Annotated in this window: 20 protein-coding genes and 1 tRNA gene; 8 read left to right on the forward strand and 13 right to left on the reverse strand. The window is 72.1% G+C overall.

What is annotated here, in order from left to right; translation table 11 throughout:
- Nucleotides 1–107: 107 nt before the first annotated feature.
- Nucleotides 108–180 (reverse strand) — tRNA-Arg (locus P3T35_RS15970).
- Between the two features lie 119 nt (nt 181–299).
- On the opposite strand from P3T35_RS15970, the gene P3T35_RS15975 reads away from it, so the two are divergent.
- Nucleotides 300–428 carry a hypothetical protein gene (locus tag P3T35_RS15975; protein WP_267286699.1) on the forward strand — a complete coding sequence of 43 codons (129 nt, stop codon included), beginning with the start codon at nt 300–302 and terminating at the stop codon, nt 426–428.
- Between the two features lie 7 nt (nt 429–435).
- Here the strand turns inward: P3T35_RS15975 and P3T35_RS15980 are convergent, their stop codons facing one another.
- Nucleotides 436–2,103 (reverse strand): NAD(P)/FAD-dependent oxidoreductase, encoded by a 1,668-nt coding sequence (locus tag P3T35_RS15980; RefSeq protein ID WP_101381862.1) that lies wholly within the window; start codon nt 2,101–2,103, stop codon nt 436–438.
- Between the two features lie 40 nt (nt 2,104–2,143).
- Nucleotides 2,144–3,712, reverse strand: a complete 1,569-nt coding sequence (locus P3T35_RS15985) for an APC family permease (RefSeq protein ID WP_101381861.1) — start codon at nt 3,710–3,712, stop codon at nt 2,144–2,146.
- Nucleotides 3,713–4,000: 288 nt separating this feature from the next.
- Between P3T35_RS15985 and P3T35_RS15990 the strand changes: the two genes are divergently transcribed.
- A complete protein-coding gene (locus P3T35_RS15990; protein WP_280706395.1) occupies nt 4,001–4,771 on the forward strand; it encodes a polyprenol monophosphomannose synthase in 771 nt (256 codons plus the stop codon).
- Nucleotides 4,772–4,837: 66 nt separating this feature from the next.
- Here P3T35_RS15990 and P3T35_RS15995 read toward each other — a convergent pair whose 3' ends face one another.
- Nucleotides 4,838–7,201, reverse strand: coding sequence for a D-alanyl-D-alanine carboxypeptidase (locus P3T35_RS15995; protein ID WP_101381860.1), 2,364 nt, complete (start codon nt 7,199–7,201; stop codon nt 4,838–4,840).
- A 345-nt stretch (nt 7,202–7,546) separates the two neighbouring features.
- Here P3T35_RS15995 and P3T35_RS16000 point away from each other — a divergent pair, with 345 nt between their 5' ends.
- The 3 genes from P3T35_RS16000 (at nt 7,547) to P3T35_RS16010 (ending at nt 9,670) form a co-directional block, all read left to right on the forward strand.
- A complete protein-coding gene (locus P3T35_RS16000; protein ID WP_101381859.1) occupies nt 7,547–8,281 on the forward strand; it encodes a GPP34 family phosphoprotein in 735 nt (244 codons plus the stop codon).
- Between the two features lie 311 nt (nt 8,282–8,592).
- Nucleotides 8,593–9,471: a helix-turn-helix transcriptional regulator gene (locus P3T35_RS16005; protein ID WP_101385216.1), complete on the forward strand. Its 879-nt coding sequence runs from the start codon at nt 8,593–8,595 to the stop codon at nt 9,469–9,471.
- Nucleotides 9,446–9,670, forward strand: a complete 225-nt coding sequence (locus P3T35_RS16010; RefSeq protein ID WP_101381858.1) for a DUF397 domain-containing protein — start codon at nt 9,446–9,448, stop codon at nt 9,668–9,670. Before P3T35_RS16005 ends, P3T35_RS16010 begins: the two co-directional genes overlap by 26 nt.
- A gap of 111 nt (nt 9,671–9,781) precedes the next feature.
- Here the strand turns inward: P3T35_RS16010 and P3T35_RS16015 are convergent, their stop codons facing one another.
- The 5 genes from P3T35_RS16015 to P3T35_RS16035 all read right to left on the reverse strand — a co-directional run bounded on the left by P3T35_RS16015 (nt 9,782) and on the right by P3T35_RS16035 (nt 16,039).
- On the reverse strand, nt 9,782–10,891 hold the full coding sequence (locus P3T35_RS16015) for an ADP-ribosylglycohydrolase family protein (protein ID WP_101381857.1): 1,110 nt from the start codon (nt 10,889–10,891) through the stop codon (nt 9,782–9,784).
- Nucleotides 10,892–11,043: 152 nt separating this feature from the next.
- Entirely contained in the window at nt 11,044–12,369 is a 1,326-nt protein-coding gene (gene aspS / locus P3T35_RS16020; protein WP_101381856.1) for an aspartate--tRNA(Asn) ligase, read from the reverse strand.
- Between the two features lie 286 nt (nt 12,370–12,655).
- Nucleotides 12,656–12,982: a thioredoxin gene (gene trxA, locus P3T35_RS16025; protein WP_280706400.1), complete on the reverse strand. Its 327-nt coding sequence runs from the start codon at nt 12,980–12,982 to the stop codon at nt 12,656–12,658.
- Complete coding sequence (locus P3T35_RS16030; protein ID WP_101381855.1) at nt 12,975–13,388, reverse strand: MerR family transcriptional regulator; 414 nt, start codon at nt 13,386–13,388, stop codon at nt 12,975–12,977. The genes trxA and P3T35_RS16030 overlap by 8 nt, the downstream gene beginning before the upstream one ends.
- Before the next feature lie 74 nt (nt 13,389–13,462).
- Nucleotides 13,463–16,039: a bifunctional FO biosynthesis protein CofGH gene (locus tag P3T35_RS16035; RefSeq protein ID WP_101381854.1), complete on the reverse strand. Its 2,577-nt coding sequence runs from the start codon at nt 16,037–16,039 to the stop codon at nt 13,463–13,465.
- Between the two features lie 186 nt (nt 16,040–16,225).
- Here P3T35_RS16035 and P3T35_RS16040 point away from each other — a divergent pair, with 186 nt between their 5' ends.
- The 3 genes from P3T35_RS16040 to P3T35_RS16050 are packed head-to-tail and all read left to right on the forward strand — an operon-like array spanning nt 16,226 to nt 19,405.
- Complete coding sequence (locus P3T35_RS16040; RefSeq protein WP_280706403.1) at nt 16,226–17,500, forward strand: DUF2092 domain-containing protein; 1,275 nt, start codon at nt 16,226–16,228, stop codon at nt 17,498–17,500.
- A gap of 29 nt (nt 17,501–17,529) precedes the next feature.
- On the forward strand, nt 17,530–18,522 hold the full coding sequence (locus P3T35_RS16045) for an ABC transporter ATP-binding protein (RefSeq protein WP_280706548.1): 993 nt from the start codon (nt 17,530–17,532) through the stop codon (nt 18,520–18,522).
- A complete protein-coding gene (locus tag P3T35_RS16050; protein ID WP_101381852.1) occupies nt 18,509–19,405 on the forward strand; it encodes an ABC transporter permease subunit in 897 nt (298 codons plus the stop codon). The genes P3T35_RS16045 and P3T35_RS16050 overlap by 14 nt, the downstream gene beginning before the upstream one ends.
- 26 nt (nt 19,406–19,431) lie before the next feature.
- Here P3T35_RS16050 and P3T35_RS16055 read toward each other — a convergent pair whose 3' ends face one another.
- From P3T35_RS16055 to P3T35_RS16070, 4 genes are all read right to left on the reverse strand, one after another.
- A complete protein-coding gene (locus P3T35_RS16055; RefSeq protein ID WP_101381851.1) occupies nt 19,432–20,076 on the reverse strand; it encodes a hypothetical protein in 645 nt (214 codons plus the stop codon).
- Entirely contained in the window at nt 20,031–20,564 is a 534-nt protein-coding gene (locus P3T35_RS16060) for a hypothetical protein (RefSeq protein WP_143676873.1), read from the reverse strand. The genes P3T35_RS16055 and P3T35_RS16060 overlap by 46 nt, the downstream gene beginning before the upstream one ends.
- Nucleotides 20,565–20,586: 22 nt before the next feature.
- Nucleotides 20,587–21,540: an EamA family transporter RarD gene (gene rarD / locus P3T35_RS16065; protein WP_101381849.1), complete on the reverse strand. Its 954-nt coding sequence runs from the start codon at nt 21,538–21,540 to the stop codon at nt 20,587–20,589.
- Between the two features lie 117 nt (nt 21,541–21,657).
- Nucleotides 21,658–22,566 (reverse strand): RNA polymerase sigma-70 factor, encoded by a 909-nt coding sequence (locus P3T35_RS16070; RefSeq protein ID WP_101381848.1) that lies wholly within the window; start codon nt 22,564–22,566, stop codon nt 21,658–21,660.
- Nucleotides 22,567–22,578 lie beyond the last annotated feature (12 nt).

A 22,578-nucleotide genomic window follows, 5' to 3' on the forward strand; every position in this document is an offset into this window, starting at 1 on the left:
CGCCGCCCCAAAGCGTTCGCAGTCAACCGCAAGGGGCGCAACGGCAACAGGTGGCAGAACGGCTGAGGCCCCCTCAGGTGATCACCCGAGGGGGCCTGCGCATGGTGTGCCCCAGGCAGGATTCGAACCTGCGACACCAGCTTTAGGAGAGCTGTGCTCTATCCCCTGAGCTACTGGGGCTCGCGCACCCGACAGCCTAGCGGATCGCGGCCGGAGGGAAAGGTCGGTCACGAAGGGTAGTCGGGCCGTCCGGCGTTGCGCTTATCCGTTGTTGATTGGTGGCGGCTAGCGTCGTCGGCATGAGTGACACGAGCGTGACCACGGGGACCGAAGTGCTGCAGAACGGGGATCTGGACAACTTCGTCCTCCTGCTGGACGGGCTGAAGGAGTCGCTGGCCCGGGACCGGCAGGAGGACGAGGAGAGCTGAGCTGCCGTCAGGCGAGCGCGGCCAGCAGCTCCTTGGCGACTCGCTCACCGGTCTCGGCGCCGCCGTTCATGAAGCCCTGGAAGTCCACCGAGGTGTGCTCGCCGGCGAAGTGGACGTTGCCCTGGCGGGCCGCCTCGTAGCCGGCGAAGCGGTGGATGTAGTCGGTCGGGTAGTAGGAGTAGGCGCCCCAGGAGTAGGGGTTGCGGTGCCAGGCGGAGAGCTGGGCCAGGCCGTTCCACTGGGCGCTGGTGCCGGGGAAGGCGCGGTCCACCAGGCCCAGCATGCGGCGGGCGGTGGCGGCCACGTACGGGTCCTGCTGGGCGGTGTTGAACGGGCCGGACGGGCTGAGCGAGTGGGCCAGCGAGCCGCCGCCGTACTGCAGCAGGATGCCGCTGGTGCCGGGCTGCGGCTTGGTGGTGTCCCAGGTCTGCTGGAAGTCCAGGTCGCTGAAGAGGTCGCCGGCCGCGACGCCCGGCCAGGGGCCGGTGCCGAGCCAGGTGCGCTGGTGGAACTGCATGTTGAGCTTGGTACAGGAGCCCATCCGGGCCGCCTTCAGCAGGCGGGTCATCCGGTCGTCGAAGCGGGCCCGGGAGTAGTCCAGGCGCTGCAGCACGCCTAGCGGGACGGCGAGCACGGTGTGGTCGGCGGTGACCGTCTTCAGGGTGCCGCCGACCGAGAAGGTCAGCGTCTGGGTGCCGTCGTCGTTGGCGCGGATCGCGAGCAGTTCGTGGCCCGGGCGCACGGTGCCGGCCGGGAGCGCGTCGGCGATGGCGTGCGGCACCTGGTCGTTGCCGCCGACCACGTGGTAGCGCTCGTCGCTGGCGCCCCACAGGTTGAAGTGCGCCGGATCGTCCTGGCCGCCCAGCTGCTGGATGATCGACAGCGAGGACTGGATGTCGGTGTCGGCGCCGTACTCGACGTTGTAGCCGACGTCCAGCCAGCGGCCCAGCTGGGAGTGGCGCCCGCCGGGCACCCGGGATTCGATCCAGTCGCGGATGGTCATCGCGTCGAAGGCCCGGCCGGCCGCGCTGGAGGAGTCCCAGGAGACGCTCCCGGCGGCCGAGTTGTCGGCCTGCAGCCGGCGCCAGACCGGGGCGAAGTCCAGGTCGGCCTGGGCGCGCGGGTAGTAGCGGCCGTCGAACCAGAGCACCTCGCGGGCGTCGGCCGGGCCCGAGTGCAGGAAGTCGACCAGCGGCAGGCCGAAGCGCTTGCAGAGGGCGAGCAGCGTGACGTGGTCGGTGTCGATCAGCTCGCCGCCGATCTCGCTGGTCTGGCCGTTCTTCCAGTAGCGCGTCTGCGAGTACATCCGGCCGCCGATCCGGTCCGGGTCGGCCTCGTAGACGGTGCACTTCACACCGGCGTCGTGGAGTGTGAGGGCGGCGTTGAGACCGGCTATGCCAGCGCCGACCACGGCGATCCGGGCGTCCTTGCGGACCGGCGGCAGGGCGGCCGCCCGGGCCCGGGGAGCGGCCGCCAGCCCGCTGCCCACCGCGGCCACCGCCACCCCGGCCAGGGCGGCGGCGCGCAGCAGGTCCCGGCGGCCCGGGCCGCTCGGCTCGGCGGCGGCGTCCGCGCGCAGCTCGCGCAGTTCGCCGACCGGGAGCCGAAGCCGGTCGGCGGCGGCGTGCTCGCCGGCCAGCTTGCGCAGCGCGTGCAGGGGGTTGGTGCGGGGCATGAAGGGTCCTCTCGGCTGGGATCGGGGGTCGTCAGAGGGGTCAGGAGCCGGCGGGCACCGGCTGGTCGGTGGCGCGCTCGGCGGAGTCCTCGAGGATGATCCGGCCCATCCGGGCGTACCGCTCGGGACTGCGGCGCTTCATGTAGACCGCCAGCCCGATGCCGCCGAGGAAGGTGCCGATCACCAGGTACGGGATCAGCTTGAAGAGGAGCGTGGACGCGGCCGGACCGGCCGCGGTGCCCAGGTTCAGCACCAGCAGCGTCACCACGCCGGCCATCGCCACCCCGCCGACCAGCGGCGCGACCAGCGTGCGCAGCCAGTGCCGGGTCTCGGGGTGCCTGCCCTGCACGTGGAAGTAGCCGACCACCGCGAACGAGCAGAGCGTCTGCACGATCAGGATCGCCATGGTGCCGAGCAGCGCCAGCAGGCTGTAGAGGTGGACGTACGGGTCCTTGCCCGTCACCAGGAACGCGGTGACCAGGGCGAGCGCGATCACCGACTGGACGGCCGAGGCGACGAACGGCGAGCCGTGCCGGGGGTGGGTGCGGCCCAGCGCGCGGTGGATGAAGCCCTCCCGGCCGATCGCGTAGAGGTAGCGGGCGGCGCACTGGTGGAACGCCATCGCGCAGGCGAAGGAGCTGGTGACCACCAGCCACTGGAAGACGTTCACAGCCCAGGCACCGAAGTGTGAACCCAGCGGATCGAAGAACAGGTTGTTGCCGTCCTTGCCGGGCACCAGGCCGGCCGCGATGTGGATCGCGTTGTCGACCCCGTTGGCGGAGATGATCATCCAGGAGACGAAGACGTAGAAGACGCCGACGCCGATCACCGCGATCAGGGTGGCCCGGGGCACCACCCGCTTGGGGTCGCGGGACTCCTCGCCGTACATCGCGGTGGACTCGAAGCCGACCCAGGACCAGAAGGCGAAGAACAGGCCGAGCCCGGCCGCCGCGGTGCCGCCGCCGTTCACCCCGTGGAAGGCGTTGACCGGGTTGACGGCGGCCAGCGGGATGCCGTCCGGGCCGCCCCCGCTGACCGCCACGGCCGCCGAGACCGCGGCCAGCACCGCGATCTCCAGCACCAGGGCGACGCCCAGCACCTTCGCGGTCAGGTGGATGTCGAAGAAGGCCATTCCCCCGATCGCCAGCAGCCCGAGGATCGCGTACCAGCCCCAGGCCAGGTGGAGACCGAGCTGGGAGGCGACCAGGCCCTGCAGCGAGTAGGAGAAGAAGCCGATGATCGAGGCCTCGAAGACGATGTAGGCGAGCACCGCGAGCAGCCCGGAAGCCATCCCGACCACCCGGCCCAGGCCGTGCGAGATGAAGCCGTAGAAGGCGCCGGCGGCGGTGATGTGCCGGGCCATCGCCACGTAGCCGACCGAGAACACGGTGAGCACCACGGTGGCGAAGATGTAGGCGGCGGGGGCGCCGACGCCGCTGCCGGAACCGACGATGATCGGCAGGTTGCCGGTCATCGAGGTGATCGGCGCGGCGGTGGCGACGGACATGAAGACCACGCCGACCAGGCCCACCGAGTTGGCCTTGAGCCGGTCCACTCCACCCTCGACCGTGCCGCCCTCGGGCGTCCGGGCTCCGGTCCCAGTTGACATCCGCGCTCCTTCGGTGGGGCCCTGCCGGCCGACTCGTCACAGCCGATGGACCGTCAGGATCTTGTCCGGGTAACGCGGGTCACAACCAGCAAACAGTCAGGTGTTGCCCCCGTCACTTTGACGGAGTGTTGCCCGCGTCACACCCGCGTCACCGCTGGTGAGCAGCCCAGCCAGGGGCCGGTTTCGGGCTGGCTAACCAGCGCCCGTTTCGGGTCGCTACCATCGGCTCTTGGCAAGACACCCCGTGGTCCACGGCTGGACGCGGGAGCAACCTTGAAAGGCTCTAGCGTGACTGCGCCCCTGGAGACCTCCTTCGCCGATCTCGGCAAGGTGCTGGTCATCATCCCCACCTACAACGAGATCGAGAACGTCGAGCGAATCGTCTCCCGGGTCCGCGCGGCCGTTCCCGAGGTGCACGTACTGGTCGCCGACGACAACAGCCCGGACGGCACCGGTGAGGTCGCCGACAAGATGGCGGCGGTCGACGGCAACGTCCACGTGATGCACCGCAAGGGCAAGGAAGGCCTCGGCGCCGCCTACCTGGCGGGCTTCCGCTGGGGCATCGACAACGGCTACGACGTGCTGGTCGAGATGGACGCCGACGGCTCGCACCAGCCGGAGGAGCTCTACCGCCTGCTCGGTGGCCTGCGCGGCGCCGACCTGGTGCTGGGCTCGCGCTGGGTGCCCGGCGGCCGGGTGGTCAACTGGCCGAAGTCGCGCCTGCTGCTCTCCCGCGGCGGCTCGACGTACTCCCGCCTGATGCTGGGCGTGCCGATCCGGGACGTCACCGGCGGCTACCGGGCGTTCCGCAAGGAGACCCTGCTCGGCCTGGGCATGGACCAGGTCGCCTCGGCCGGCTACTGCTTCCAGGTCGACCTGGCGTTCCGCTCGGTGAGCAGCGGCTTCAAGGTCGCCGAGGTGCCGATCACCTTCGTCGAGCGCGAGCACGGCGCCTCCAAGATGAGCAAGAACATCGTGTTCGAGGCGCTCTGGCGGGTCACCATCTGGGGCATGCAGTCCCGGTTCGCCAAGCTGACCGGCAAGAAGAAGCGCCGCTGACCCGGCGCGACAGCAGCGCGGCCCGCACACCCCGAGGTGTGCGGGCCGCGCTGCGTTCCGGGGGCGCTAGCCGAGCCGGGAGAGGCGGGACAGGATCGACGGCGGGGCGAGGTCGCGCTGCAGGACGACCGGGACCTGCACCTGGCCCGGGCCGCTGCCGGCGGTCAGGACACCGACCTGGGTGCCCGCGGCGGCGGTGTGGCCGAGGCTGCCGGAGGGCTGGTAGGCCACCGTGGTGGCGACTCCGGTGAAGCCCGGCACCACCAGGTCCTTGGCCGCCACCAGCGGCACCTGGCCGCCCAGGCCGTCCGAGACGGAGCCGACCTGCTCGCCCTGCTTGACCAGGGTCTTGCCGGTGACGGCGGACTGGCCCGCCGTGATGATCTTCGAACTGACGGTCTGGGCGGCCTTGATGATGTCGTCGGTGGCGGTCGTCGGCTGGCCCAGGGTCACCCCGAGGAGCAGCTGCTGGGTGCCGCCGACCTCCTTGGTCGCCGCCCACATCAGGCAGCTGAGGGACGGGTTGGAGGAGCCGGTCTTCACGCCGATCACCCCGGTCTTCGGGTCGATCAGCTCATTGGTGTTCTTTATGACGTTGTTCGCGATGATGGTCGACTTCTCGGAGACGATCTCCCGGAAGACCTCGTTACCCATCACCTGCTCGCCGAGCTTCAGCTGGTCCTTGGCGGTGCTCTTGGTGCCGGTGAAGTTGTAGCCGGCGGGGTCCGCGTAGGTGGTGTCGACCATGCCGAAGGCGGCGGCCTGCTGGTTCATCTGCTTGACGAAGTCCTGCTCGGAGCCGGCGGCCTCCCAGCGGGCGAGCAGCCGGGCGATGTTGTTGGCGCTGGGCAGCATCAGCAGCTCCAACGCCTCGTACTCGCTGAGCTGCTGGCCCTCGACGACCTTGGCGCTGGACTGGTCCGGGTCGTTGGCCTCCTGGGCGGCGGCCTTGTCCACGGTGATCGTCGGACCGGACTCGCCGCGCTTCAGCGGGTGCTTCTGCAGCACCAGGTAGGCGGTCATCACCTTGGTCACGCTGGCGATCGGCACCGGGTGGTGGTCAGGCCCCGAGCTGCCGAGCGGGCCCAGGCCGATCACCTCGGCGGCCGCCTGGCCCTTGGTGGGCCAGGGCAGCGCGACCGGGTCACCGGTGAAGGTGTAGGAGGTCGGGGCGCTCAGCTGGAGCTTGGGGGCGGGCAGCGGGCGCAGCAGCTGGGCGGCCACCAGGGCGCCGATCACCAGCACGGCGACCAGGCCCCAGAGCACGGCGCCGCGCAGGGCCCGGCGGACCGGGGGGACGCGCGGGGCGGCGGGGGCGGGCTGGGGCTGGGGCTGGGCCGCCGAGACGGGCTGCGGGACGGGCTGGGACTGGGCGGCGGGGGTCGCGGCAGCGGAGGGCGCCGGGGCCGGCTTGGGGGCGGGCTTGGCGGCCTTGGCGGCCGGAGACGGGGCCGGGGAGGACAGGACGGTGCGCTTGGTGTCCGGTGCGGCGGGCGCGGCCAGCAGCATGGTGCGCTCGGCGTCCGGCTTGGACTCGGGCTTGGCGTCCGGCTCGGTAGCAGGCTTGGCGGCGGGCGCGGCCAGCAGCATGGTGCGCTCGGCGTCCGGCTTGGACTCGGGCTTGGCGTCCGGCTCGACACCAGGCTTGGCGGGCTTGGCGGCGGGCGAAGCCAGCATCATGGTGCGCTCGGCGTCCGGCTTGGCGGCCGGCGGCTCCTCGTCAAGATCGGGAGCCGGACCGAACACCCCCTTGGGCGCGCCGGCGGTGGCGGGGGTGGCCAGCGGGGCCTGAGTTGACGTTGTATCACCCGATGGCGCGGCAATCTTCGGCGACTCGTCGTCGGCCTCGTCCTCGGACTCCTCGTCAGACTCCGCCGCGGATTCGCCCTCGGACTTGCCCTCGGGCTCGTCCTCCGATTCGTCCTGCTCGTCCGTTTCCTCCTCCGTGGACCCGTCCTTCGACGCGTCCACGGGCTCCTTCTCGGACTCCTCCTCAGCCGCCGGAGCGACCGACTCCTCGGACTCCTCGGACTCCTCGTCAGACTCGTCCGCCGTGTCGGACTCGGTCTCCGACTCGGCCTCCGCCTTCGCCTCTTCGTCCGCCGCGTCAGCCTCGTCGTCCGCCGCGTCAGCCTCGTCGTCCGCCGCGTCAGCGTCGTCGCCCGTCTCGTCCTCGGCCGACTCTCCGTCCCGGATCGCGAGACGCGGATCAACCGCCTGCGCCTTCGACTCGGCCGGCTCCTCCGGTTCGGGCTCCGGCTCCGGTTCGGGCACCCGCAGGAAGGTGGTCGCGCTGTCCACATCACGGACGCGCAGATGAACGGTCGAGCCGCCGTCGGCCGCCCCGGCCGTCTCCGGCGGCACCGCCTCGGCGCCGCCTGCGGGCTGCTCCCGCTCCCCGTCCTTCACCTTCTCCGGGGCCTCGCCCACGTTTCCCGACCTCCTCGTTGGTCACATGCTTCGCATGCCGTGTCCACATGCCGCCGCGCGGTGCCGCGGACTCGGCCGTCCGGTGCACCGCTACAGTCTCCGCCAGCCGTGAGCCGTCCGCTGCCCGCCACACCCCGTTCCACCGGCGGTTATTGCGCCCTTCTGACTCGGCATCGGCAAGGACATCCGCATGCCGGGCGCCGGTTCCGCCCCATCGGGCAGTCCTGGCACGGCCATTCAGGTATCGACGGGTGGTTCCCCGGGCAAGGTCACGATTCGGAGGCGTACTCGACAAGTCCGTGTGAGAGGCGTCACGCTGTCATTCATCCACGCGGGGAGGCTTGGATGGGCAAGAGTCGTAGAACAATTCCCGAGGAACTCCTGCTGCTCGCTCTGGACCCGACCACGGGTACCACGGCACAGCCGCAGACCCTCGACCTCGGACTCGCCGGGGCGCAGCTCGTCGAGCTGTCCCTGGCCGGACGGATCGTCCCGGACGGAGACCGGATCGCCGTGATCCTGGCCCGCCCGACCGGCGATCCGACCCTGGACCACGCGCTGGAGCTGCTGCGCCGCCGCGGCAGTCCGGTGCGTGCCGCGCACTGGATCGGCGGGCCCCGGCTGGGGCTGCGGCAGACCTATCTGGCGCACCTGGAGCGGTGCGGCATGGTGGCCGCCGTGCCGGGGCAGGTGTGCGGCGTGCTGCCGACGACGCGGTACCAGGCGTCGGACGACTGCACCAACGCCGCCATCAAGCAGCGTCTCGACACCGCGATCCGCACCGGCGTGCCACCGGACCCCCGGACGGCAGCGCTGGCCGCACTGGCGCACGCGGTGGGCCTGGGCAAGCACCTCTATCCGGGTAACGAGGGCAGGTCCTCGCGGTCACGGCTGCGCGACCTGATCCGCTACGACCCCCTCGGCGGGATGGTCGCGCACGCCGTGATGGACGTGCAGAACGGCCTGCCGGCCCAGCAGTCCCGCCCCAGCACCACGGGCAGGGCACCGGCGGCGCGCAACGGCTCCGTCGGGTCCCGTGGCGGCCCGGTGGCGGCGGCGGGCAGGGTCGGCGCCCGCTAGGGCCTCTCTCATGGATCAGGTCGGCCGTGACACCTGCGGCTGACACCGGCCTCCGGGGCGGTCGCCCACGCAACTGCGGCGGGGCGGCCGCCCCGCCGTCGTTCCATCCCATTACCACTTCGACACCCGACTCCGCCGGATTTCGGCAGAGTCCGGGGCTGCTGGGCGCATATCCCGGCGGCATTGCCATCGGGGGTGCCATGCTGCTGAAAGCCGAGGGCGGGGCGGGCGACACACCGGCCGGCTCCGCCGCACCGGCCGTGCACCACCCCGCACCGCCATCCACCCCAGAGGTACTGCCGGAGGTCGATGTGTCCGCCAGCGTCAATCCCACAGTCCGCCGACGGAGGCTGGGCGCTGAGCTGCGCCGACTGCGCGAGCAGAAGGGCATGACGGCCGAGCAGGTCGCCGAGCGCCTGATCGTCTCGCAGTCGAAGATCAGCCGCCTGGAGAACGGCCGTCGCAGCATCAGCCCGCGCGACGTCCGCGACCTGTGCGACGTCTACGAGGTCACCGACGCCAAGCTGCGCAACAGCCTGATGGAGATGGCCAAGGAGTCCAAGCAGCGCGGCTGGTGGAACGACTTCGGCGACATCCCGTACAGCGTCTACATCGGCCTGGAGATGGAGGCGTACTCGATCCGCTCCTACGAGTCGTCCTTCGTACCCGGGCTGCTGCAGACCCGCGAGTACGCGGAGGCCTCGGTGCTCGGCACCCAGCCGGACACCACCATGGAGGCGATGCGGCAGCGGGTGGAGGTCCGGCTCAAGCGGCAGGACCGGCTCTCCGGCGAGGACCAGCTGTCCAGCTTCTGGTCGGTGATAGACGAGGCGGTGCTGGCCCGGGAGGTCGGCGGGCCGGCGGTGATGGCCGGTCAGATGCGCAAACTGCTGGAGGTCAGCGAGCGCGCCAACGTCAACATCCAGGTGGTGCCCTTCCAGTACGGCGCCCACCCCGGCATGACCGGGACATTCTCCCTCCTGGAGTTCCCCGAGTCAGCCGATTCGACGGTCGTCTACTTCGAAGGTGTGACGAGCGACCTCTACCTGGAGAAGGACCAGGATGTCCGCCGCTATACCGGTCTCTACGACCACCTGCGCGCGGCCGCGTTCGGGGTCGCGGAATCCCGGTCGTTGATCAATACCTATGCGGAGGCATACGAGAATGCGATTCAAGGCCCAGAGCGCTGAACCGAGTTGGCGCAAGAGCAGCCACAGCGGTCCGAACGGGAACTGCGTGGAGGTCGCCGAACCGGCACCGGCCGTGGTGGCGGTCCGGGACTCCAAGGACGAGGCGGGCCCACGGTTGCACTTCTCCCGGTCCGCCTGGCGGGCCTTCGCCGGCGCGGCGGCCGGCGGGCGGTTCGACGGGCGGTTCGACGGCTGCTGACCCTGCGGCGTCGGCACGTTGAGCAAGACCTCGGCACCTTGAGCCAGACACCGGCACCTTGAGCAAGACCTCGGGCAAGTCCCGGGGCCGGCCTGGCGGTTGCGCTGCCACTCACCCCACGGGGTAGCGCTCCCGCCAGGCCGGCCCCGCGCCGGGGCCGTGCAACTCGGCCCCCTGGCTGAGCTCCAGCACCAGATCGTCGGCCAGTTGCAGGATGGTGCCCCGGCCCTCCAGTTCGGCCAGCCACTCCCCCGGCAGCGCGGTCTCCCCGTGCAGCGCGCCCAGCAGGCTCCCGCAGACCGTCCCGGTCGAGTCGCTGTCCCCCGAGTGGTTGACCGACAGCAGCAGCCCCGAGCGGACGTCCTCGGCCACCAGCGCGCAGTACACGCCGATCGCCAGCGCCTCCTCGGCCACCCAGCCCTCCCCCAGCTCGGCCACCCGGGCCGGCGACGGCTCGCCGGCCCGCACCGCCGCCAGCGCCCCGCGCAGCGCCCCCGCCGTCTCCTCGTGGCCCGGCCGCTCGGCCAGCAGCGCGAGCGCCAGCTCCACGCCCTCCTCCACGGTGCCGCCGCGCAGCACGGTGTGCACGATCACCGCCAGGGCGCCCGCCGACAGGTAGCCGCTGGGGTGGCCGTGGGTCAGCACCGAGCACTCGATGGCGAGTTGGCACACCAGGGCCGGGTCCCAGCCGATCAGCAGCCCGAACGGCGCGGCCCGCATCACCGTGCCGCAGCCCTTGGAGTCGGGGTTCTTCGGCTGCTCCAGGGTGCCGAGCCGCTCGGCGTCCGGGCCGGTGAGCGCGGACAGGCAGGCCTGGCCGGGCGCCCGCCGGGCGTAGAGCCACTCCTCGCGGCCCAGCCAGCCGAGGTCGGTGCGGCGCTCGTCCGGCCCCCAGTCGGCCTGGGTGGCGGCCCAGCGCAGATAGGCGTGCTGCACGTCGGTGGGCGGATGCCAGCCGCCGACGGCCTGCCGGACATGGGCGCGAATGAGGCCGTCGACGGTGAACAGCGCCATCTGGGTGTCGTCGGTGACCGCCCCGCGCCGCCCGTAGGCGGGTGCGAACCCGGTGACACCGTCCGGGCCGTGGGCGGCGCGGATCGCCTCGATCGAGTCGAACTCGATGCCGGCGCCGAGCGCGTCGCCGAGCGCCCCGCCGAGCAGCACTCCGCGCACCCGGCTGCGGTAGTCCTGCTGCTGGGCGCGCGACCACAGAGGTATCACGGATGACGGCCTTTCACTGGGCGACGGGACGGCGCCCGGGGCCGACCGGGCGCCTCGCACTGTAGTTCGTCGAGGCGACCGGTCGCGACGTGTCCGCTACAACAAGTCCGCCCGCTACAAGAGGCCCGTGCGCCACGGCAGCCGACGGCCCGTCAGGGCGTCAGCCGGTTCGGCCCGCGGAACAGGAAGACCGCGTCCCGGATCGAACCGAGCCCGAGCAGCACCATCAGCATCCGGTTCAGGCCCATCCCGAAACCGCCGTGCGGCGGACAGCCGTAGCGAAAGCAGTTGAGGTAGTCGGTGAGCGGCTCCAGCGACATGCCCTTCTCGGCGGCCTGGGCGGCGAGCACGTCGTAGCGGTGCTCGCGCTGCGCGCCGGTGGTGACCTCAAGGCCCTGCCAGAGCAGGTCGAAGCTGAGCGTCAGGTCCGGCCGACCCGCCGGGCGGGCGTGGTAGAACGGCCGGATGCTCGCCGGATAGTGGGTGACGAAGACGAACTGGTGCCCGGTCCGCTCCCGCATCAGCGAGCCGAGCAGGCGCTCGCCCTCCGCGTCGAGGTCGGTCTTGCCGCCCTCCGGGTCCCAGCCCGCGCCGCGCAGCAACTCCTGTGCCTCGGCCATGGCCAGCCGCGGGAACGGGGTCTTCGGCACGGTCACCTCGACCCCGAACTCGGCCTGGATCTCGGCGCCGTGGCGCTCGGCCACCAGGGCGAGGGCGTGCGCGATCATGCCCTCCTCGAAGGCCTGCACCTCCTCCGCGTCGCGGGTCCAGCCGAGTTCCACGTCGACGCCGGTGAACTCGGTGGCGTGCCGGGAGGTGTACGAGGGCTCGGCGCGGAACACCGGGCCGACCTCGAAGACCCGGTCGATGCCGGAGGCGATCGCCATCTGCTTGTAGAACTGCGGGGATTGGGCGAGATAGGCGCTGCCGCCGAAGTAGTCGACCCGGAACACCTCGGCGCCGGACTCGGAGGCGGTGCCCATCAGCTTCGGGGTGTGCAGCTCGGTGCAGCCGTGCACCTGGGCGTACTCGCGCAGGCCCTGCTCCAGGGTGGCGGCCACGGTGAATCCCAGTCGGGCGGCCGGCCGCCGTCGGATGTCCAGGAACCGCCAGTCCAGCCGGTGTTCGGGACCGGACTGCTCGTCGATCGGCAGCGGGGCGGTGGCCGGCGCCAGCACCTCGACCGCCTCCGGGACGATCTCCAGGCCGCCCAGCTTGACCACCGGGTTGTCGACCACCCGGCCGGTCACCCGGACCGCCGACTCGGTGGCCGCGCCGTCCAGCACGGCCTCCAACGCGCCGCCGTCCCGCCGGTGGGTCAGCTGCACGGTGCCGGTGTGGTCGCGGACCAGGACGAACTGCATCACGCTCTGCAGGCGTGAGGTCTGCACCCAGCCGCAGACGGTGACGGTCTGCCCGATCCGCGAACGCAGTCGGGAGACCAGGGTGCGGGTGGTGCTCTCGGTGGGGTGGATCATCGTAGTCCTCCACGGACCTCGGCTGATCCCTTGGAAGCGCGGGCGAGAAGGGTGACTCGCGGTGCCACCGCGCTTTCGCCGCCACCCGGAGGCGACGGCCTCATTCGGTCCTGCCTGCCGACCCTCGGGAGTGTCTTCGCCACGGGATGCGAGGCCGCCTTCACAGCTGCCGGCGGCTCTCTCGGCTCGCATGGTCCCGCGGCTACTCGTCTCCGTCGCCGCGTCGGGGCACCGAGCATAGGGACCGGCCCCCGGCTGCGGCAACGAGTTTCGGCGCGGCGCGCCGTCAGAGCACCTCGGACAGCTCACGCAGCAGGCGGGCCTTGGCGCGGGCACCCACCATCGACTTCACCGGCTGCCCGCCCCGGAACACCATCAGGGTCGGCATCGACAGCACCCCGTAGGCCGCCTGGGTCTGCGGGTTGTGGTCCACGTCCAGCGCCACCACCTTGAGCCGGTGCCCCTCCTCGGATGCCACCGCGGCCAGCACCGGGGCGATCTGCCGGCACGGCGGGCACCAGTCGGCGGTGAAGTCCACCAGCACCGGGAGGTCGTTGGCCAGCACCTCGTCGGCGAAGGTCTCGTCGGTCACCTGGGTCAGTCCGTCAGCCATCGTCCCTGTTCCTCCACTCGTCGGTCAGTTCGCAGCGCGGCTCCGCGGCGGTCGCCGCCAGCTCGGCACGGGCCAGCTGGCCGGCGACCTGCTCGCGCACCTCGCCGAGCCGGGCCAGGCAGGCGTCCAGCTCGGCCAGCTTGCGCCGGTACACCTCCAGCGAGGCCGGGCAGGAGTCGCCCTCCGGATGCCCGGCCTGCAGGCACTCCACGAACGGGCGGGTGTCCTCCAGCTCGAAGCCGAAGTCCTGCAGCAGCCGGATCTGCCGGACCAGCTGCAACTCCGCCTCGCCGTAGCTGCGGTAGCCGTTGCCGCTGCGGCGCGCGGTGAGCAGGCCGCGCGACTCGTAGTACCGCAGCGTCCGGGTGGTCGTTCCCGCCCGTGCCGCCAGCTCACCGATCCGCATCGCGCCCGCCCCCCGCTCTTCCTCCTCGACGGTAGACCTTGACGCCGACGTCAACGCCAGCGTCTCGCCCGCTCTCAGTCCAGCACCGGCAGCAGTTGCGGCAGATGGCCGTCCGAGGCGAGCGCGGCGGCCCGGCGCTCGGCCGGCACCTCGCCGTAGTCGGTGGTGCGCTGGCGGGCCGGACGGCCGGCCGCGGCGGCGATCGCCTCCAGCTCGCGGATCGACTTGTAGCTGCCGTAGGCGGAGCCGGCCATCCGGGAGATGGTCTCCTCCATCAGGGTGCCGCCCAGGTCGTTGGCGCCGCTGCGGAGCATCTCGGCGGCGCCGTCCGCGCCCAGCTTCACCCAGCTGGTCTGGACGTTGCGGATGTGCGGGTGCAGCAGCAGCCGGGCCATCGCGACCACCGCCCGGTTGTCCCGGTGGGTCGGCCCGGGGCGGGCGATGCCGGCCAGGTAGACCGGCGCGTTGGTGTGGATGAACGGCAGCGTGACGAACTCGGTGAACCCGCCGGTCTGCTGCTGGATCCGGGCCAGCAGCCGCAGGTGGCCCAGCCAGTGCGCGGGCGTATCCACATGCCCGTACATCATGGTGGACGACGAGCGCAGGCCCAACTCGTGTGCGGTGGTGACGACTTCGACCCAGGTGGCGGCGGGCAGCTTGCCCTTGGTCAGCACCCAGCGCACCTCGTCGTCCAGGATCTCCGCCGCCGTGCCCGGAATACTGTCCAGCCCGTGCTCCTTGGCCCGGCTCAGCCAGTCGCGGATCGAAAGCCCGGTCCGCGCAGAGCCGTTGACCACCTCCATCGGCGAGAAGGCGTGCACATGGATGCCCGGCACCCGCTCCTTCACCGCGCGGGCGATGTCGAAGTAGGCGGTGCCCGGCAGGTCGGGGTGGATGCCGCCCTGCATGCAGACCTCGGTGGCGCCCACCTCCCAGGCCTGCGCGGCCCGTTCGGCCACCTGCTCCAGCGACAGCGTGTAGGCGTCGGCGTCGGTGCGGCGCTGGGCGAAGGCGCAGAACCGGCAACCGGTGTAGCAGACATTGGTGAAGTTGATGTTCCGGGTGACGCAGTACGTCACCTCGTCGCCGACCGCGTCCCGCCGCACCGCGTCGGCGATGGCGCAGAGCGCGTCCAGCGCCGGGCCGTCGGCCTGGAACAGGGCGAGCGCCTGGTCGTCCGTCAGCATCGTGGGGTCGTCGGCGGCCACCGCGAGGGCGGCCCGGACGTCCCCGTCCAGCCTGGCGGCAGGAATCCTGGCGACCTGCTCGCGCAGCGCCTCCCAGTCGCCGTAGACCTCCTCGAAGTCGGCCCGGCGGTCGTGGCTGCGGCCCTCGGTGTCGATGGTGCGGTGCAGGTCGGTGCGGCCGGAGGCGGTCGGCAGGTCCTCCGGCTCCTGCCAGGGGCGGCCGACCACCGGCGCGTCGGGGCGGGCCAGGCCGGTGGCCGGATCGGCCAGCGCGTCGAGGTGCGGGCGCAGCCGCGGGTCCAGCCAGGGCTCGCCGCGCAGCACGTACTCCGGGTAGACGGTGAGCCGCTCCTGCATCGCGAAACCGGCGGCCGAGGTGTGGGCGGCCAGCTCCTCGATCGCGGGCCACGGCGCCTCCGGACTGACGTGGTCCGGCGTCACCGGCGAGACCCCGCCCCAGTCGTCGATGCCGGCGTCGATCATCTGCTGGTACTGCCCGGCAACCAGGTTCGGCGGCGCCTGGATCCGGGCGGACGGGCCCATGACCACCCGGGTCACCGCGATCACGGCGGCCAGCTCGGTCAGCTCGGCGTCGGGCCGGGCCTGCATCACGGTGTCCGGCTTGGCGCGGAAGTTCTGGATGATCACCTCCTGGATCCCGTGGTACTGCCGGGCCACCGAGCGGATCGCCAGGATCGACTCGGCCCGCTCCTCGAAGGTCTCCCCGATGCCGATCAGCAGCCCGGTGGTGAACGGGACGGCACTGCGCCCGGCGTCCTCCAGGGCGCGCAGGCGGACCGCGGGCTCCTTGTCCGGCGAGCCGTAGTGGGGGTTGCCCGGCTCGGACCAGAGGCGCTCGGAGGTGGTCTCCAGCATCATCCCCATCGACGGGGCGACCGGCTTCAGCCGCTGGAAGTCCGTCCAGCCCAGCACGCCCGGGTTGAGGTGCGGCAGCAGGCCGGTCTCCTCCAGCACTCGTATCGCCATCGCGCGGACGTAGGCGATGGTGTCGTCGTAGCCGTGCGCGTCCAGCCACTCGCGGGCCTCCGGCCAGCGGTCCTCGGGGCGGTCGCCGAGCGTGAAGAGGGCCTCCTTGCAGCCCAGCGCGGCACCCTGGCGGGCGATCTCCAGCACCTCGTCCGGGGAGAGGTAGAGGCCGTGGCCGGCCCGCCGCAGCTTGCCCGGGACGGTGGCGAAGGTGCAGTAGTGGCAGCGGTCCCGGCAGAGCCGGGTGAGCGGGATGAAGACGTTCTTGGAGTAGGTGATCACGCCGGGGCGGCCGGCGTCGGCCAGCCCGGCATCCCGGATCCGGCCCGCGACCGCGCAGAGCGCGGCCAGGTCGGCGTCCCGGGCCTGGAGCAGCACGGCCGCCTCGGCGGCGTCCAGCGCCACCCCGTCTCTGGCCCGACGCAGCGCCCGGCGCATCGCGGTCTCGGTCGGTTGCTTGTGGTCTCCCGCATCCATGGGCCGACCATACGTCAGAAGGACTACCCCAAGGTCGACAACCCTGAGGGATTCTCAGGGTTGACTAAATCCTGGGGTGTACTTTTCTTTGGCCCTGCTGGGCGATGCCCCGAACGCTGCGGCGGTCTCTAATGGATGTCATCAAGCCACGTGGCACTGGCGGATACCTACGGAGGGGCTGAACCGATGACGCAGCACGCAGGATTCGAGGGACCGCCCGGCGCGGACGAGCCGATCGGCGTCCCGTACCGGGCCCGCCGGCGCACCGCGCTGCGGGTCATGGTGCCGGTGGCCGTCGCGGCCGTCGCCGCCACCGGCATCGCCGTGGTGCCGGCGCTGGCCAGCGACGGCGCGCCGGCGCTGCCGCAGGTGACGGCCGAGCAGCTGGTCACCAAGGTGCTCTCCAACAAGACCCAGGCGCTCAGCGGCACCGTCCAGGTCAACACCGACCTGGGCGTCCCCGCCGAGCTGCTGTCGGTCGCGCAGCACGGCGGCGGCACGGCGGGGGTGGCCGGCACGGCCGGTGCGGCCGGCGGCAGCGGGCAGGCCAAGACGCAGGGCGGCTCCGGCGCCGACCCGACCAGCCAGCTGTCCGCGCTGCTCGGCGGCAGCCACACGCTGCGGGTCGCGGCCGACGGCCCGGACAAGCAGCGGGTCGCCCTGGTGGAGAACCTGGCCGAGTACGACCTGATCCACAACGGCGACCAGGCCTGGGCCTGGGACAGCGGCAGCCAGCAGGCCCTGCACTACACCGGGCTGCGCCAGGGCCGGCCGGACGCTCCGGGGCAGCTGCCGGGCGACGTTCCCAGCACCCCGCAGCAGGCCGCCCAGCGGTTCCTCGCCGACAACGCGGCGAACTCCGACATCACGGTGGCCGGCACCGCCGGCGTGGCCGGGCGCAGCGCCTACCAGCTGAGCGTCAAGCCCAAGCAGTCCGGCTCGACGATCGGCGAGGTGAGGATCGCGATCGACTCGGCCACCGGCACCCCGCTGGCCGTGACCGCCACCGCCGCCTCGGGCGGCACCGTCTTCGACAGCCGCTTCTCGGACGTCTCGTTCGCCCACCCGGCCGCCTCCACCTGGCAGTTCACCCCGCCGAAGGGCGCCAAGGTGACCGAGCAGCCGGCCGGTGCGCAGCAGCGGGACGAGCGGAACAAGCCGGCCTCGAACGGCAAGGGCGACACCAAGGTGATCGGCCAGGACTGGACTACCGTGGTCTCGTTCCAGTTGCCGACCGGTGCGGCGCAGGCGGCCGGCGGCAATGAGCAGGGCCAGGGCAAGGGCAAGGGCCACAAGGGCTTCGGCGACCCGGCCGAGCTGGTCAAGTCGCTGGGCAAGCCGGTGGCCGGCGGCACGCTGATCAGCACCAAGGTGCTGAACGTGCTGGTCACCGACGACAACCGGGTCTACGCCGGTGCCGTCACGCTGCCGGTTCTGCAGGCTGCGGCCGGGGTGAAGTAGTGGCACAGTCTCCGAGCCTGGAGACCGCGGTGCGGGGCCGGGGCGAGCACGCTCCGGCCCCGGTCGGCGGTGCACCGGTGATCCGCACCCAGGGGCTGACCAAGCGGTTCGGCAGCCAGCTCGCCGTGGACGGGCTGGACCTCAGCGTGCCGCGCGGCAGCGTCTTCGGGTTCCTCGGGCCCAACGGCTCCGGCAAGACCACCACCATCCGGATGCTGATGGGCCTGATCGCGCCGAGCGCGGGGGTCGCCACGGTGCTCGGCGAGTCGATGCCGCAGTCGGCGGGCCGGGTGCTGCCCCGGGTCGGTGCGCTGATCGAGGGCCCGGCGCTCTACGGGTTCCTCACCGGGCGGGACAACCTGGTCCGGTTCGACGCCGCCGACCCCACCTCCGATCCGCGCACCCGGTCCGCCCGGGCCGCCGAGGCGCTGGAGCGGGTGGGCCTGTCGGCCGCCGCCGGCAAGAAGGCCCGGGCGTACTCGCTGGGCATGAAGCAGCGGCTCGGCCTGGCCTCGGCGCTGCTGCGGCCGCGGGAGCTGCTGGTTCTGGACGAGCCGACCAACGGCCTTGACCCGCAAGGCATGCGGGAGATCCGGGCGCTGGTCCGCGAGGTCGCCGCCGAGGGCACCACCGTCTTCCTCTCCTCCCACCTGCTGGACGAGATCGAGCAGGTCTGCACCCATGCCGCCGTGATGTCCAAGGGCCGGCTGGTGGTGCAGGGCACGGTGGCCGAGCTGGCCGCCCGGGCCCAGGGGCGGCTGGTGGTGCGGACCGCCGACACCGAGCAGGCGGCCAAGGTGCTGAAGGAGCACGGGGTGACGGCCGTTCAGGTGCTGGACGGGCAGGTCGAGGGCGACCCGAGCGGCGTCGCTTCGGTCGGCGCCGTGGATGAGTCGCTGCCCGAGCTGTGCGCGGCGCTGGTCGCGGCCGGGGTGCGGGTGCGCGGCTTCGGGCTGGAGCGGGGCACCCTGGAGGACGCCTTCGTGGCGCTGACCGGAGAGGGATTCGATGTCGCTGGTTGAGGCTGCTGGAGCTGCCGAGGCAGCTCCCCGGGTGGCCGCCGTTGCGGCCCGGGCGACGGTGTCCGGGTTCCTGGCCCTGTTCCGCAGCGAGCTGCACCTGACCTTCCGCCGGGTGCGCACCATGGCGCTGCTCGGGGCGCTGGCCGCGGTGCCGGTGCTGATCGGCGTCGTCGTCAAGATCGAGACCGGCGGGATGCACGGCCGCGACGGCGGCCCGGCCTTCCTGGCCCAGGTGACCCAGAACGGGGTCTTCCTGACCTTCACCTCGCTGGCCGTCGCGCTGCCGATCTTCCTACCGATGACGGTGGGTGTGGTGGCCGGTGACGCGGTGGCCGGCGAGGCCACCTCCGGCACACTGCGCTACCTGCTGGTGGCACCGGCCGGGCGGACCAGGCTGCTGGCCGCCAAGTTCACCGCCGCGCTGGCCTTCTGCGTGGCGGCCACCCTGGCGGTGGCGCTGACCGGGCTGATCACCGGCTCGATCCTGTTCCCGGTCGGCAAGGTGGCGCTGCTCTCCGGGGACACCATCTCGCTCGGCGAGTCGCTGCTGCGGATGGTGCTGATCGCCGCCGTGGTGGCCGTCTCGCTCTCCGGGCTGGTGGCGATCGGGCTGTTCATCTCCACCCTGACCGGCAGCGGGATCGCCGCGATGGCCAGCACGGTGGGGCTGGTCGTGATCGTCCAAGTGCTGGACACTTTCCCGCAGTTGGCCGCGATCCAGCCGTGGTTGTTCACCCACTACTGGCTGAGCTTCGCCGACCTGCTGCGGCAACCGATCTACTGGGACGGGGTGTTGCACGACCTCGGGCTGCAGGCGCTCTACGTGGCCGTCTTCGGAGCGGCGGCCTGGGCGCGGTTCGGCTCGCGGGACATCACGGCCTGACCAGTACCGCTGTCAGTCCTCGCTTGTCAGTCCTCGCTGCCGAGCGGGCGCAGCCGCAGCCGCCACGGGTCGGTCGGCTGCTGCAGGTCGCAGACCAGCAGGCCGGGACGGGGGATCACCAGGGTGGCCATCGCCTCGCCGGTCTCGTAGATCGAATCCGGGAACCACTCCAGCCCCTTGGGCCGCTCGCAGGCGCACTCATCGCCCGCCCAGCAGCCGCAGACGAACCGCAGGCCCCAGCCGTCGGAGTTGGCGTGCACGACCACCTCGACCGGGGCCTCGGGACGGACGGCGAGGACCACGTCGCCCGTTCCCTCCCGCTCGTCCACCAGCTCCTCCAGGTCGGCCGGTCCGACCAGTTGGACCGACCACTCGGCCCGTCCGCCCAGCCCCTCGACCTTCAGGTGGGTGATGTCAGTGCCGAGCACGGTGCGCCGGCGGGTCGGACCGTCCTCGAAGCCCCAGGTGTCGAGGATGCTGTCGTGGGTGCGGATCCGGCTGCGGGTCCGGGTCATCGGAGTGATCGACAGCCGCTCGTCCGAACTGCGGGCGGTGGCTATCGCCATCGCCACCGCACCCGGCTCCGGCCACTCGATCGGGAACTCGTCGACGGTCTTGCCCTCGGTCACACCCGAGTAGTGGAACCGCTCGCCCCGGCGGGCCTGCGGCACCCCGGGGGCACCGTCCACCGGCCCGGCCCGGCCGGGGCGGCGGCAAGGCGGGGCAGGCCGTCGTCGTCCGTCGGGGACTGCGGGGTGTGCGGGGACTGCGGGGACTGCGGGGACTGCGGGGTGTGCGGGGTGTGCGGGGACTGCGGGGTGTGCGGGGACTGCGGGGTGTGCGGGGACTGCGGGGTGTGCGGGAGGGCGTCCGCCGGCACCAGGACGGACTGGGCGGCGCGGCGCTGATGCTCCAGGCCGGCCAGTTGCTGGTGCACCACGGCGAGCATGCCGTCGCGGCTGATCGGGGCGGCCTCGGTGGCCTTCGGCGGCGGCGCCGTCTTGGTCATGCTGACCGCAGGCGTCCTGCGCCCCGGGGCGGTCGCCGCGGGGTGCCCGCGCAGCTCGGCGACCGCTGCCTCCAGTCGTCGCACCTGACGGCGCGCCAGCACCGCCGTGACCAGTCCGACCAGCCCCACCAGCAAAGCGACGAACGCCATCATGGCTCCCCCATTCGGAACGCTACCGTCCGGAGGGTACGCCCTCCCCGACCGACCGTTCACCCACCCCCGCCCGCTGGGCGGCCACTGTCGGACGTGCCCGGCGCAGCGCGTCCCCGGAGAGCAGCATCAGGGCCACCCAGACCAGCGCGAAGCCCGCCCACTGAGCGGGCTCCATGGTCTCGTGGTCGTAGGCGATGCCGATCACGAACTGGAAGACGGGCGCCAGGTACTGCATCAGTCCGATGGTGGAGAGCGGCAGCCGGATCGCCGCGGCCCCGAAGCAGAGCAGCGGCACGGCGGTGATCGGCCCGGTGAGCATCAGCAGCGCGCTGTGGCCGGCGCCGTGGCCGAGCGTCGAGTGGCCGGTCAGCACCAGGTAGACCAGGTAGCCGAACGCGAACGGGAAGAGGAAGCCCGCCTCCAGCGCGAAGCTCTCCAACCCGCCGAGCGCCATCTTCTTCTTCAGCAGCCCGTAGCTGCCGAAGCTCAGTGCCAGGACGAGCGCGATCCACGGCAGCCGCCCGTACCCGAGGGTGAGCACCGCCACCGCCAGCACGCCGACCCCGACCGCGATCCACTGCGTCCGGCGCAGCCTCTCACCGAGGAGCAGGACGCCGAAGGCTATCGTCACAAGGGGGTTGATGAAGTAGCCGAGGCTGGTCTCCACCACGTGCCCGGCGTTGACGGCCCAGATGTAGACGCCCCAGTTGACCGCGATCACCACGGCGGCCAGCGCGCTCAGCGCCAGCCGCCGGGGCTGCTTGAGCAGCGGGCGCAGCCACCCCCAGTGCCGGCGCACCGCCAGCATCGCCACCGCCGCGACCAGCGACCAGACCATCCGGTTGGCCAGGATCTCGGTGGCCGAACTGGGTTCCAGCAGCGGCCAGTAGAGCGGGAAGAGTCCCCAGATGCCGTAGGCGGCGAAGCCGTACCAGAGTCCTCTGCCGGCCTCGCTCCGACTGTTCTGCGGCATACCTCGGAACCTCCTCCAGCCGGCACACGATCGAGCCGACCGTAGCTGGCCGAGGAGGCCGCTGTCATCTCCGTAACTCTATTTAGCTCCTGACTCTCATCAGGTGAGACGCGCAGCTCAGTCCGTCGCACCCGCGGACGGGTCGAACGGTTCCGACCGGTCCAGTCCGGCCAGCTTCTCCGGGTTCAGCTGCGCCCGAAGCCCGCAGACCACGCCGTCGCGGATGTCGAGGTTGACCGAGCCCCGCGCCACCCCGTCCGCGCCCCGCAGGAGCAGCCCCTCCTCACCGTTGATCCACTCGAAGCTCCAGAGCACGCCCTCCATCTCGGGCTTGCGCCACACTCCGAGCAGCCAGCGCGCCACATGATCCGGCCCGTACAGCGGCCGCCGCGCCGCCCGGACCACCCCGCCGCCGTCCGACCACGAGGTCACCTCGGGCGCCAGCAGCTCCATCACCCGGGACGCCTCCCCCGTCATGCACGCCGCCAAGAACCGCTCGGTCACCTCCCGGCGCTGTGCGGTGTCCGTCTCGAACCGCGGCCGCCGCGCCTCCACATGCGCCTTCGCCCGGTGCGCGGTCTGCCGGATCGCCGCCTCGCTCTTGCCCAGCGCCTCGGCGATCTCGCTGTTGGAGTACCCGAACACCTCCCGCAGCACGAACACCGCGCGTTCCAGCGGACTGAGCGTCTCCAGCACCACCAGCATCGCGAGCGAGACGGACTCGGCCAGCTCGGCGTGCTCGGCCACATCGGGAGTCGTCAGCAACGGCTCGGGCAGCCAGGGGCCGACGTACGCCTCGCGCCGCGCCCGCGCTGAAGTGAGCCTGTTCAGGGCGAGATTGGTGACCGTGCGCACCAGGTACGCCCGCGGGTTCTGCACGGCGGCCTGGTCGACGTCGGCCCACTTGAGCCAGGCGTCCTGCAGGATGTCCTCGGCATCGGCCACACTGCCGAGCATCCGGTAGGCGGTGCCGAACAGCAGCCGGCGGTGCTGGAGGAACGGGTCGTCGAGCTCAGCATCGATCACCGCTTCAGGCTG

It is taken from the genome of Kitasatospora sp. GP30, from assembly GCF_029892145.1.
Classification (GTDB): domain Bacteria; phylum Actinomycetota; class Actinomycetes; order Streptomycetales; family Streptomycetaceae; genus Kitasatospora; species Kitasatospora acidiphila.